Here is a 12,984-nt window from a genome sequence, read left to right as displayed (position 1 = left end):
ACACCTCCGAGTTGTATCCTGCTTGATTGCAGCTAGCGGCAATGTTAACAAGTGATTATACGAGCTTCTTAACCGTAAAATTCGCCCGCAGCAGCTCCCAGTTTTGCCGGAATGGCGTACCGAGCACCCAGTAGCTGACGCCGCGCAGCTTCAAGGATTTGACCAAATTGAACTTCGCTTGTACGCTGCGGGCATCCTCGAACCATACCTCATGCTGGACGCCGTTGTTATCGTAATAGCGAAAGAATGGCGACTGACTCGGCCCATCGAAACGGATCTCCGCTCCGTATTGTGCGGCGCGTTTGATTGCATCCGCATTGCTGATCGTGGGTGCCCATTTGTTCCCCTGCACATAAGGCAGCGTCCAATCATAACCGTACAGCGGCATGCCGAGCATGATCTTGCTTGCAGGCATGACCGATAGGGCATAGCGCACAACCTTCTCTACTTCGTCGATCGGTGCGACTGCCCTTGGCGGCCCGCCCGACCAGCCCCATTCATAGGTCATCAGAATGACAAAGTCTGCAATGTCGCCGTGAGCAGAGTAATCATGTGCCTCATAGAGCCGTCCTTTCTGGTCGGCGCTTGACTTAGGTGCAAGACATGTGGACAGCAGATAACCGCCCGGAGCCAGCCGTTCTTTCAGGCGTCTCAGGAATGCGTTATACGCTTCGCGGTCGGTCTGCGGAATATATTCGAAGTCGATGTTAACCGCTTTGTACCCTTTTTGCCGAAGCGTATCCATCGTATTATTGATGACCTTCGTCTGAACGGTCATGTTCGTCAATACGGCATGGGCGATGTCGGAATCGAATGTGCCATCCTTGAAGTTGGACAATACCATCATGGGCAGGATGTGCTGCGCGCGGCTTGCCTCGAGTATGGCTGCATCATCCGGGCCGGACAGCGAGCCGTCGATTGCGACATGATAGCTGAACGGGCTGAGGTACGTAAGCAGGCTGCCGATCTCCGTAACCTCACGAACGCCGGCGTCATTGAACTGCTCGGTATAAGCGTTGACTTCGATCGTTGGCTTGGCGGGTACGGGGATGCGCAGTCGCTGCCCGGGATAAATGTAGAACGGATATGTAATGCCATTGAGCGATGCCAGTGTTTCTGGCGTTGTACCATATTGATTCGCAATGGACCATAAACTGTCCCCTTGTCTTACAACATGCTGATCGGCTGAGATCGGAATGAGCAGTGATTGACCAGGAACGAGAATGCCACTCTCCTGAATACCGTTGGCAGCGGCGATAGCGCTTGTAGATGTATTGTATTGCTGTGCAAGTCTCCATAACGTATCGCCCCGCTGTACAACATGAATGAACATGGAATGTCCCCCTAACCTGCATTTAATGAATGATTGTTGCTATTACTCTATTCCTTGCCGGAAATAATCTGTACAACAAAAGAGCCTTAAACGAATAACTCGTTTGAGGCTCTTGGATCTGCCGCTATTCTTCATCCTCGTCGAGCAGGATGATATCGAGTATAGTGGTCTGACCATTAAAGATCGTTGGCATCCTAACGGCCGTTTGCTTGCCTGGGAATGAGAATTCGGCATTCGCCACGCCAGCTGCAAGGTTCGACAGCGCATATTGTCCCGTATTATTGCTGATGATTTGCCGAATAAGCCGCTGCTGCTCTGTAACGATGGCTGCCAATGCTAGATTCAACGGTTGACCGGATGCGTCTCGTATCGTTCCGCGCAGCGTACCGAACTCGCTGCTCAGCAGCGCTGTTGGCGGCGTGAGCGGCGGTGTCAGGGTTGGCGATGGATCGGCCGGAATGACGAACGAAACGGCGTTAGAACCATGCTGCGGGGACGAGATCGTTACCGTATAGTCCCCTGGCGGCAGTGGATTCGTCCTGTAAATCCCGTCTTTATCGGTAACGCTGGTCAGCAGGAGTGTATTGTTGTTACCGTGGTCGAGCACTTGTACGATGGCTCCTGGTATCGGTGAACTGTCTGTAGTGTTGTTTGCGGTTCCTGTAATCGGCGTAGCTGCACTGCCAAGCTGAAGATCGGCGGTTTGTGTCTGACCCGGCCGGTCTGGCAAGAACGTCGTCCCCGTGCCGGCAGCAGGGTTGGAGGCTACGATAGTGTGCTCTCCCGTTGGAATGCTTGGAATGATATATTGCCCGCTCTTATCGGTAATGCCATTGCCGCCAACGACGCCGTTGTGATCGATTACCGTGATCGAGCTGTTCGGCAGCGGCGGGCCAATTGGGCCGGATGGCGGCGTAGGGCCGGACGGTGCGCCGAACGTTACCGTGCCCGCTACACCTGTGTTCGATTGACGAAGTGCAATAGCGATGGCCGTCGTCTCGCCCCGATTGACGAGTGCTGATGTTTGTTCTGTTATAAATCCGTCCAGCGTCACCGTAATCGCATAGTTGGCAGCGGCGACTTCGCCAAGGTCGAATAGTCCATTGTTATCCGTCAAGATTGAAGCGAGCGGCGGGCCAAAATTGTTGAATTGCAGCAGCTGGACAGTTGCACCAGTAATCGGTGTGCTGGTTCCTGCGCGTGTAACGCTGCCTCTGAGACGGCCAGGCAGCGGCTGCAGGGCGAAGCTGAATCTTGTTGTCTCGCCGGCTGCAATGGTGAAGCCGCCGAATTGAGCGGCATAGCCGTTCGCATTCGCTACAGCCTGGTAATTGCCAGGGGCGAGTGAAGGGAATGCGTATTGGCCGCCATTGCCGCTTTGAATCGTACCGACCACTGCCCCTGTAGAAGCATCGATGATCCGGATTTCGGCACCTGCAATATTAGCTCCGTTCGTCGCATCACTGACGAAGCCGACCACGATGCCTGGCAGCGGGGATAACGTCAGATCGGTTGAAGCCGTCTGGCCGCTGCGTGTGACAACGGCTGATGTCGCACTGCTGAAGCCTGGCGCAATAGCGGATACCACGAAGTTGCCTGCAGGAACGCCGCTAACCGTAAAGCTGCCGCTGTTGTCCGTGAACGCCGTCTCCACCGGTAATCCGTCGATGTCGGTAATGTTGACGAGTGCGCCGCTAATCGGTGTGAATGTGGAGCCGTTGCGTATCGTTCCGGTTATCGCCGATGTTTGAGGCTTCAGTATAAGCTGGGCATTCGATACCCCGCCAGCTAGAACGGATAATCCGATTGTCTGTGTCTCAAAGGCAGGAGCAGAGGCGGTCAGCACATATTCGCCAGGGGCAACGCCCATAATGCTGAACGTTCCGTTCGATGATACGAAGGCTGTTTCAATGAGCGAGCCTTCCTGTGTATACAGCTTAATCTTCGTATCGTTGGAACCGATCGGGTTGCCGAATGCGTCCGTGACGGTGCCGTTAATGGTGCCGAACAGTGGACTTAACGATAGGTTCGCAATCGTAAATCCGTTACTTGTCGCGAGTGCGCCGACCGTATTCGTCGCGTAATTGTTTGCTTTGGCAATGACGGTGTACGCACCTGGTGCGAGCCCTGTGATTTGATAGTTGCCGAACGGCGTTGAAGCGACAGTGGACACGGCAAGGCCGGACGCTTCGTCTGCGCGAATCTCAATGTTTGCCCCCGGCAGGACAAGGCCGCTGACGCTGTCTGTAATTTGACCGCTCACCGTGCCGGGATCTGGCATCAGGACGAAGTTGAACTGCGTCACATTTTGACCCGGATTAATCGTTATCCCTTTTACTTGGTTACCGAAATTCGGAGCGGAAGCAATGACCGTCTTCGTGCCGATCGGGATGCCTTCGACGACATAGCTCCCATCGCCCTGTGCGGGGCTGCTGCCACGGATGGATTCATTGCTGTTTAATACTTTGACAACGGCGGTTGTGATCGGTTTACCCGACGTATCGACGACAGTGCCTGCGAGCGATCCGGGGTTAGGGGTCAAATGAATGGTCACTTGTGTCGTCTCGTTAGAGGTTACGGCTGCGCCTGCGGCCTGGGAAGTGAAGCCGTCTGCAATAGCAGTCAAATAGTAGGCGCCGACCGCTTCGCCAAGAAAGCCGAAGCTGCCCTGCGGATCGGTAATGGCTGTAGAAATGAGAATGTTGTTGCTGTTGAACAATTGGACAAGCGCGCCGCCTACGACTGGAGCGACCTTGCCGAGAATGATGCCGGGCTCTGGCTGCAGGCTGAAATGAATAGGGGTAGTCGCATTGGACATGACAATAGCGCCCAATGTTCCGCTCTGATAATTCAGTGCGCGGACAGAGACGGTATAGCTTCCCGGCGGCAGGCTGTCGAATTGGAACGTACTGACGTCGTCGGCGATGATTGAAGCGACCTGGAAGTTATTGATGTCCGTCACGCTCACAAGCACACCGAAGATCGGCTGCCCCGTACGAGCGTCAACTACAGACCCTTGAATGCTGCCTGGGTCTGGGATAAGCACAAGTGTAATCGGTGTTGCTTCATCCGAACGCACGGACAAGGTAGCTGACGCAGTCTGGAAGTCGGGAGCCGATGCAAGAAGCGTGTAATTGCCTGGCGCCAAGCTGCTCGTCTGGAAATGTCCGTTCGGATCGGAGAATATCGTTGCGATCGTTACCCCGTTACCGGTGGATGTCTTAATGAGGACGGCGGCCCCTGCAACCGGAATGCCGTTATTGTCGACCACGGTTCCGCTTAGCGTACCGGGGTCTGACTGGAGCGAGAAGTTCGCGACAGCACGTTGATTAGAAGCGACGGTAACACTCTGGAACGTGCTCTGGAACGTATTTGCTGCTGCGGTGATCAAGTAAGGTGCCGGGAATAAATTTTCGATTAAATAGCTGCCATCTGTCTGCGACACATACCGCGTCGTTAATAGTCCGCCGCCGCTTACGTTAAGGCTAATGGTAAGAATTGCTCCTGCGATCGGATTGCCGCTAGTATCTGTAACCGTTCCATTCACGGAGCCTGGATTTGGTGTGAGCACGAAGTTCTCGATCGTTGTCTCGCCAGGATTGACGACTGCACTGAAGGACAGGCCGCCGAAGCCTTCTGCACGGACCGTTACATAATAGCTGCCAGGGGCGAGGTTGCCGATATCGTACGTTCCGTCCTCGCGCGTCGCGACACGCACAACGATGATATTGTTGGAGAAAATGCGGACAATCGCATCCGCGATCGGATTACCGCTTGTATCCGTTACCGTGCCTGATATTGCACCGGCCAGCTGCTGCAGCGCGACATTCAAGGCTGTGACAGCGCCAGCATGAATCATGGCGCCGATCGTGCGGCCGGCATAACCTTCTTCCATAATGACGACGGAATAGGAGCCGGGCATCAGCGACGGGATCGTGTAGCTGCCGTCTGCGCCGGTCGAGCCGGTCTGAAGCGTAATGCCTTCGGAAGTAAACACACGAATGCTTGCGCCAGCGATCGTTGCGCCTGTTGCGCTGTCAGTAATAATGCCGGTCAGCGCACCGGCGACAGGCGACAAGGCGGCGTTGATCGTCCTTGTTTGCCCCGAAGCGATGGAGAAGCCGATGACTTGCGTGACGAAGGTATCGGTAGATACGCGAAGGCGGTCATTCGTTGCAGGAGCAAGCGATGAGAGTGTATAGCTGCCGTCAGCGGCTGTAAGGGCAGTCGATAGGATGCTGTTGCGGTTATCCAGCGCTTCAACCAATGCACCAGCTAGGGGAGCGCCTGTCTGGGCATTCGTAATGATGCCGGTAACCGTTCCTGGATTCGGTGTCAGAGCTGCATCAAGCGTACGCGTTTCGCCAATTCCCAGCGTGACTGGAAAGTCCTTCGCCTGGAATCCATCGGCAGCGATGCTGACCCGATAATAGCCGGGTGTCAGGTTGTTAATCAGGTAGGAGCCATTGATGTCCCCGCTGGCCTGCAGAACACGCACCCCAATCGCATTCGTTACCGTTATTGTCGGATTCGGAATAGGAGTTCCTGTTCCGGAAGCTGTGACGCTGCCTTGGAGAGCTGCTGGGGTTGGAACGAGTGTGACGTTGACGGTTTGGACGGTTCCAGCTGTAACGGCTGCAGAAGCGGCAGCGGTAAGATAGGTCGGAAGACTGTAGGATAACGAATAGCTGCCAGGAGCGAGCGAGGCGAAGCTGTATACGCCGCCTGCGCCTGTTGTTGTCTGTCCGGCTGTGGCGCTTGTTGCTGTGTTGACCGCTGTTACGGTCGCGCCGACCAATGGCAGTCCAGTTGATTTATCCAGAATCGTTCCAGCGATGCCGCCGAGTGCTGCGGCGTTGACGGTTGCTGAGGTAATTGGAGCGGCGATCGCGGCGCCGGTGAAGCTGTCGATTCCCGTTGCGGCCTTCGTATCTACCGTTCGAGTGCCTGATGTTGCAAACAAGCCGACAGCCTGATAGGTGAGCGTCGCGCTAGCTCCGACGGCTAAATTGCCGACGTTCCACGTCAACGCCCTCGTGATGGCGTTGAAGGCGGTTGTGCCCAATGATTTGGCCGTAACGTTGAAGGTAATCAGCTTGTCAAATAAGTAGGACGCTTGAATGAAAATGGTTGAGGCGGCGCTTCTGCCGGTATTCGTGACGGTGATGGTGCCCGTGAACGTAGTGGACTCTCCGGCGATGACGACCGGAGCGGGAGTCGTGACGGTCTGTGTAACTGCAAGGCTGGCACGAACATCACCGCCTGCAATGGTGACGGGATCGCAGAACAGCGTGCTTAGCGTTTGCCCCGTACCGATAAAGTCTTTATTGAAATTGTTATTGTTCGTTGCCGTGAAGAACAAGAATCGAATGGAGGAGCTGTCCGTAATGCCGAGCAGCTGGAATAGCGTAGCAGCGGGAACGAAAAAGTCGATAAAGAAGTTGGTTGAGCCGCCGAGGGTTGAACCATCCTCTACGGCTTGCGCGCGAGAAATGTCGAAATTACAGATAGACTCGGCGTAGCTAGGCTTTCCTTTACCGTCTGTTCCTTCTGCCTGATCGGTGAGTACGTTCGGAATTTTGACCGTATTGACGATAAGCTGAACCTCGTTGTCCAGTCCGTTAACGACAAGTTCCCATTCGTAAGTGGAAGGGTTGTTATCGGTGTCGAATAGGACACCCCATGCAAAGTTTTTGAAACTGCTTTTTTGTCTTGGATCTGCATTTAACCTTATTCGGAAGTAAACATTCGTGCCGTCATACGCATAATAAGCAGCGGGAAACTGAGCGTCGCCTACAATGTCTGTTTCATCTGGCGACACGTCTCGGACGGGGTCTGTGACGATGATGTTGCCTTGCCTTAGCGGCACGTATTGCGAATTGCTTGGGAATGGCATGGGAACCTCCGTTGATAGGAATATTGGCTTTCGCTAGTACATAGATAATCGCTCCTTCAGACGATTATTCATGTATATGTAGGGGGCTGCCGACAGGTGGCACGTTTGTCAAAATAGGTGAAAAATCGGCAAAGGATACGACGCAAAATTAGAAATGTTCAAATATGCGCTAAAAGCGAACTATAAGTTAATAAAATCGGTCGAATGTTCGTCTTTTGTCGTTGACAACCTTGGGCATGATTGTTACACTATAGAAGGCGCGCGGAATGTCGATTTCGCGCATATGTAACCACATAGGAAAGTGTAGTTCACTACTGCATGAAAGTGAGGTCAACCTTCCTATTGGCGATAAAACCTACCTCTAATCGCGGTCGTTCATCTCTGAATGGCATCGATAGAGGTTTTCTCATCGGTTCGTATATACTCGAGAATAGGGCTCGAGCGTATCTACCCGGAAACCTTAAATTACCGGACTACGAGCGGATGGCGGGATGAATAAGAGCTGCTTCTTTATGGAAGCAGCTTTCGACTGTCGTCATTGCGAAGCTGCGACGACTTAAGCTGATCGTTCAGCTCGAATTCTCCCGCGGCCGCTCTTAAGTCCTGAAGCCTTCCTAATATTGGGTTAGTGCTTTTAGGATTTTTTTTGTTTAGATATAAGGCCCTATAAGTGCGTGTTCAAAAAGATCGGTCAGCACCGAGAAGGCTGAAGGAAGCGGGGAATGATGTCCTGCGTGAGAACCGGAAGTCTCTGTTTCATTCAGGATTCGATGTCAAATACGCTTCTTGTACGGCTTCGTGATCAAAAGCGGTCTTTTTCAACAACCTTTATAAGTTTCTGGCTTATAGGTGAGCTTATATTTATTGGGATCTGTTTGGACGACATTTTCATATAAAAGGTGGTTATGATTCATGTCCGCAGTAGTTGGCGTCATTATGGGCAGCAAGTCGGATTGGGATACGATGAAATTGGCTTGCGACGTGCTCGAAGAGCTTGGCATCGAATATGAGAAGAAGGTTGTGTCCGCCCATCGGACGCCAGATCTCATGTTCGAATATGCGGAAAGCGCCGTAGAGCGCGGCTTGAAGGTCATTATTGCGGGTGCAGGCGGCGCTGCCCATTTGCCGGGTATGGTTGCTGCTAAGACTTCGCTGCCTGTTATCGGGGTGCCCGTCAAGTCATCGAACTTGAGCGGGCTGGATTCGCTTCTGTCGATTGTTCAGATGCCGGGCGGCATTCCGGTCGCGACGGTAGCAATCGGCAATGCGGGCGGAACGAACGCAGGTCTGCTTGCTGCTCAGATGCTTGGTGCATTCGACCCAGCGCTTCAAGCGCGCGTGGAAGCGCGCCGCGAACGGATCAAGCAAGAGGTACTGGCGAGCAGCGAAACACTGTAAGCGAAAATAAAGTCTTATATTTCGAGAAGACAAGGGGGCGCAAGCAGTGCTTGAACGTAAATCAACGCCGCTGCTGCCGGGCAGCACGATCGGTATTCTAGGCGGCGGTCAGCTCGGCCGCATGATGGCCATTGCCGGCAGCAACATGGGCTATCGGTTCATCGCCCTTGACCCAACGGAAGACGCGCCTTGTGGTCAAGTAGCGGATCAGATTGTCGCGGCTTACAATGACCGCGAAGCAGCTCGTGAGCTAGCGCGCCGCTCAGACGTTATCACGTATGAGTTCGAGAACGTCGATGCAGGTGTCGCAGCGATGCTGATGGACGAGTCTTATGTACCGCAGGGCAGCGAGCTGCTGTATACGACGCAGCATCGTCTCCGCGAGAAGCGTGCTATCGAAGCTTCTGGCGTTCGAGTAGCGCCTTACCGCGAGATCCGCAGCGCAGATGAGCTTCGTGAAGCGGTAGCGGCATTCGGAACGCCATGCGTACTGAAGACAGCTACTGGCGGCTACGACGGCAAAGGCCAATGGGTCATTAAGAACGATAGCGAGATCGTCGAGGCATACGAGACGCTGGCGAAGGCGGGCACCGAGCTCGTGCTCGAACAGTTCATCAAGTTCGACAAGGAGCTGTCCGTCATTGCTGCGCGGAGCACGACAGGCGAGATTAAGACGTTCCCGGCGGCGGAAAATATTCACGTCGAGAACATTTTGCACCTATCGATCGTTCCGGCACGTATACCTGAAGACATCCAGCGCGAAGCGGAGCAGCTTGCCGCACGCATCGCAGAAGGACTTGGCGTTGCAGGGTTGATCGCAGTCGAGTTGTTCTGGTCGGAGAAGGATGGCTTGTACGTGAACGAACTGGCTCCGCGACCGCATAACAGCGGACACTACACAATGGAAGCTTGCCGGACGTCGCAGTTCGAACAGCATGTACGCGCGATTTGCGGGTTGCCGCTGGGCGATACGTCGCTGCTTACGCCAGTTGTTATGGTCAACGTGCTTGGACAGCATGTTGAGCCGCTGCTGGAGCGGATGGCGAAGCCGGATGAAGCGGCTGCACGCCATGGCGCAGCACCGAAGGTTCATCTGTATGGCAAGAAGGACGCCGTTCACAAGCGTAAGATGGGGCATGTCAACGTTTTGGCCGAAAGCACGGACAAGGCGCTGCAATATATAGAAGAAACAACAATTTGGAAGGTGTGAAGGTACGATGTTGGAGCGTTACAGCAGACCCGAAATGAGAGCAATTTGGACCGAAGAGAATAAATTCAAGGCGTGGCTCGAAGTTGAGCTTTGCGCATGCGAAGCTTGGGTAGAACTCGGCGTTATTCCACGCGAGGACGTAGAAGCGCTTCGCGCGAACGCATCGTTCAGCATTGATCGCATTAACGAAATCGAGCTTGAAACGCGCCATGACGTTATCGCGTTCACGCGCGCCGTATCCGAAACGGTAGGCCCAGAGCGCAAATGGGTTCACTACGGCCTGACGTCGACTGACGTTGTAGATACAGCGAACGGCTACCTGCTTCGCCAAGCGAACGAAATTCTTCGCGCTGACATCGAGCGCTTCGTCGAAATCCTTCGCGGACAAGCAGTGAAATACAAAGACACGCCAATGATGGGCCGTACGCACGGCGTACACGCAGAGCCAACGACGTTTGGTCTGAAGCTTGCCCTCTGGTATGAAGAAATGAAACGGAACCTGGAGCGCTTCAACCGTGCTGCAGACGGCGTTCAATTCGGTAAAATTTCCGGTGCAGTCGGTACGTACGCAAACATCGATCCGTTCGTAGAAGAGTTCGTCTGCAAGAAGCTTGGCACGAGCCCGGCTCCGATCTCGACGCAAACGCTCCAACGCGACCGTCACGCTGAATACATGGCGACGCTCGCGCTCGTGGCTACGTCGCTCGACAAATTCGCTACGGAAATCCGCGCGCTGCAAAAGAGCGAATTCCGTGAAGTGGAAGAGCCATTCGCAAAAGGTCAAAAAGGCTCGTCCGCAATGCCGCACAAACGCAACCCGATCGGCTGCGAGAACATCTCCGGTCTTGCTCGCGTAATCCGCGGCCACATGGTTTCGGCATACGAGAACGTTCCGCTCTGGCATGAGCGCGACATCAGCCACTCGTCGGTTGAGCGCATCATCCTGCCGGACGCAACGATGCTGCTGAACTACATGCTGAACCGCCTAGGCAACATCATCGCCAACCTGACGGTGTTCCCAGAGAACATGAAGCGCAACATGATGTCGACGTACGGCGTACCATTCTCCGGCCGCATCATGACGAAGCTGATCGACAAAGGCTTCAGCCGCGAGCAAGCGTACGACACGGTTCAACCACGCGCGATGCAAGCTTGGGAAACACAACGCCAGTTCCGCGACCTTATCGCAGAAACGCCTGAGATCACGAACGTGCTGTCGGCTGAAGAGATCGAAGATGCATTCAACCCAGCATGGCACCTCAAGCACGTGCACACGATCTTCACGCGTCTGGGCCTTAACTAAGCGCGAAGCGCAGCGCGTCCCACAGGGACGACCGCTAGTGCGGAGCACGCTCTTCGCACTTGAACTTGCGAAGCGCAGCGCATCCCGCAGGGATGACCGCTAGTGCGAAGCTCCGCTCTTAAGTTCTTAGCTCTTGGCCCTTCGCTCTTCGCACTTGAACTTGCGAAGCGCAGCGCATCCCACAGGGATGACCGCTAGTGCGAAGCTCCGCTCTTAAGTTCTTAGCTCTTGGCCCTTCGCTCTTCGCACTTGAACTTGCGAAGCGCAGCGCATCCCACAGGGATGTCTCGCTAGCGCGTAGCCCACAAGGTACGCACTAGCCAAAAGCGTGTCCCGCAAGGGACGACAAGCGGCTGCCAGCACGGAGCACTAAGAGCGCGCCGAACGAATGAAGCACACGTGTTACCGAATTTAGATACATTCGCATGCGAGCGGGTCCCGCCAGGGACGGAAAGCGAGGACACGCTCCACAACAGCAAGACCAGCCCGTTCAGGAGTCCAGAGGATGGATCCTCTGGGGCCCTCCCTTGCAGGGAGGGTTTGGGTGGGTAGAAGCCCGAGGGTTTGGGTGGGTAGAAAAAGAAGCCCCGTGGGGTTTGGGGTAAATTAGGGAGATGAGTCTCAAGTGGCTTCCCAAGCAATCTCAACAGCAGTCGATTATGTAAAAGCACCGCTGGTGTACAAAGGCAAAGTACGCGAGCTGTACGATCTCGGCGAGCATTTCCTGATCGTCGTAACGGACCGCATCAGCGCGTTTGACTACGTGCTGGACCCAGCTGTACCGGACAAAGGCAACGTGCTCAACAGTCTGTCGGCATTCTGGTTCGAGCAAACGGCAGCGATGCAGCCGAACCATGTTGTCCACACGGACGTTAACAAGCTTGGCGACGTCATTACCGAGCCTGAGCTGCTTCGCAATCGCATTATGGTAACGAAGAAAGCGGAGCGCATCGACATCGAGTGTGTCGTTCGCGGCTATATCACCGGCGGCGGCTGGAGACAATACCAGCAGAACCAAGCCATTAACGGTATCGAGCTGCCAGAGGGCCTTCGCAAAAACGAGCGTTTCCAACAACCGATTTTCACACCGGCAGCGAAAAACGACGTGGGCCACGACGAGGACATCCCGTTCGAGCGCATGGAAGAGCTTGTTGGCAAGGAAATCGCGTCAGAGCTTCGCGATCGCAGCATCAAGCTGTATGAGTTCGCTCACAGCTATTGCGCAGAGCGCGGCATCGTACTCGCTGACTGCAAATTCGAATTCGGCATTATCGATGGCAAAGTCATTTTGATCGACGAGATCTTCACACCGGATTCTTCGCGCTTCTGGGCGACGGACAAGTATGAGCTTGGCATCGAGATCGACAGCATGGATAAGGAGCCGGTACGGACTTATCTCTTGAACTCCGATTGGGACAAGAACAGCAAGCCAGATCCGCTTCCGGCATCTGTCGTTGAAGAAACGACGCGCCGTTACCGCGATATTTATCGTCGTTTGACGGGCACGGAATTGCGTTAATACAGGAGCATACACGGCAGCAGCAGCTTGTTCTGCCGATACGATAGATCAACTAATCCATTCCTTTAGGAGGAATTTCCACATGAAAGCAAAGGTTTACGTGACGATTAAAGAAAACGTATTGGACCCGCAAGGAACGGCGGTTCAAGGCGCACTCCATACAATGGGCTTCGCAGAAGTAGGCAGCGTACGTATCGGTAAATACCTCGAGCTTGAACTGGACACGAACGATAAAGCGGAAGCGGAAGCACGCGTGAAGGCAATGTGCGAGAAGCTGCTGGCTAACGTTGTTGTTGAAGACTATCGTGTTGAACTGGAGGGCTAA

Annotated in this window: 7 protein-coding genes and 1 riboswitch; of the genes, 5 read left to right on the top strand and 2 right to left on the bottom strand. The window is 54.3% G+C overall.

Annotated features, from left to right (window positions below; translation table 11 throughout):
- Positions 1 to 55 precede the first annotated feature (55 nt).
- Positions 56 to 1,333, bottom strand: coding sequence for a glycoside hydrolase family 18 protein (locus tag DFQ01_RS24435; protein ID WP_110046562.1), 1,278 nt, complete (start codon positions 1,331 to 1,333; stop codon positions 56 to 58).
- 124 nt (positions 1,334 to 1,457) lie between these two features.
- Positions 1,458 to 7,229: a carboxypeptidase regulatory-like domain-containing protein gene (locus DFQ01_RS24430; protein ID WP_110046561.1), complete on the bottom strand. Its 5,772-nt coding sequence runs from the start codon at positions 7,227 to 7,229 to the stop codon at positions 1,458 to 1,460.
- Positions 7,230 to 7,623: 394 nt separating this feature from the next.
- Positions 7,624 to 7,725, top strand: a riboswitch (purine riboswitch).
- Positions 7,726 to 8,141: 416 nt separating this feature from the next.
- Between DFQ01_RS24430 and purE the strand changes: the two genes are divergently transcribed.
- From purE to purS, 5 genes are all read left to right on the top strand, one after another.
- Entirely contained in the window at positions 8,142 to 8,627 is a 486-nt protein-coding gene (gene purE, locus DFQ01_RS24425) for a 5-(carboxyamino)imidazole ribonucleotide mutase (RefSeq protein WP_110046560.1), read from the top strand.
- Between the two features lie 46 nt (positions 8,628 to 8,673).
- The gene (gene purK, locus DFQ01_RS24420; protein ID WP_174812522.1) at positions 8,674 to 9,837 is read left to right on the top strand and encodes a 5-(carboxyamino)imidazole ribonucleotide synthase; all 1,164 of its coding nucleotides are present in this window, start codon (positions 8,674 to 8,676) and stop codon (positions 9,835 to 9,837) included.
- A 7-nt stretch (positions 9,838 to 9,844) separates the two neighbouring features.
- A complete protein-coding gene (purB, locus tag DFQ01_RS24415; protein ID WP_110046558.1) occupies positions 9,845 to 11,140 on the top strand; it encodes an adenylosuccinate lyase in 1,296 nt (431 codons plus the stop codon).
- A gap of 625 nt (positions 11,141 to 11,765) precedes the next feature.
- Entirely contained in the window at positions 11,766 to 12,659 is an 894-nt protein-coding gene (locus tag DFQ01_RS24410; RefSeq protein WP_110046557.1) for a phosphoribosylaminoimidazolesuccinocarboxamide synthase, read from the top strand.
- An 82-nt stretch (positions 12,660 to 12,741) separates the two neighbouring features.
- A complete protein-coding gene (gene purS, locus DFQ01_RS24405; RefSeq protein WP_110046556.1) occupies positions 12,742 to 12,984 on the top strand; it encodes a phosphoribosylformylglycinamidine synthase subunit PurS in 243 nt (80 codons plus the stop codon).

The organism is Paenibacillus cellulosilyticus (assembly GCF_003182255.1).
Taxonomy (GTDB): domain Bacteria; phylum Bacillota; class Bacilli; order Paenibacillales; family Paenibacillaceae; genus Paenibacillus_T; species Paenibacillus_T cellulosilyticus.
This window is presented reverse-complemented; position numbering and strand designations above follow the sequence as displayed.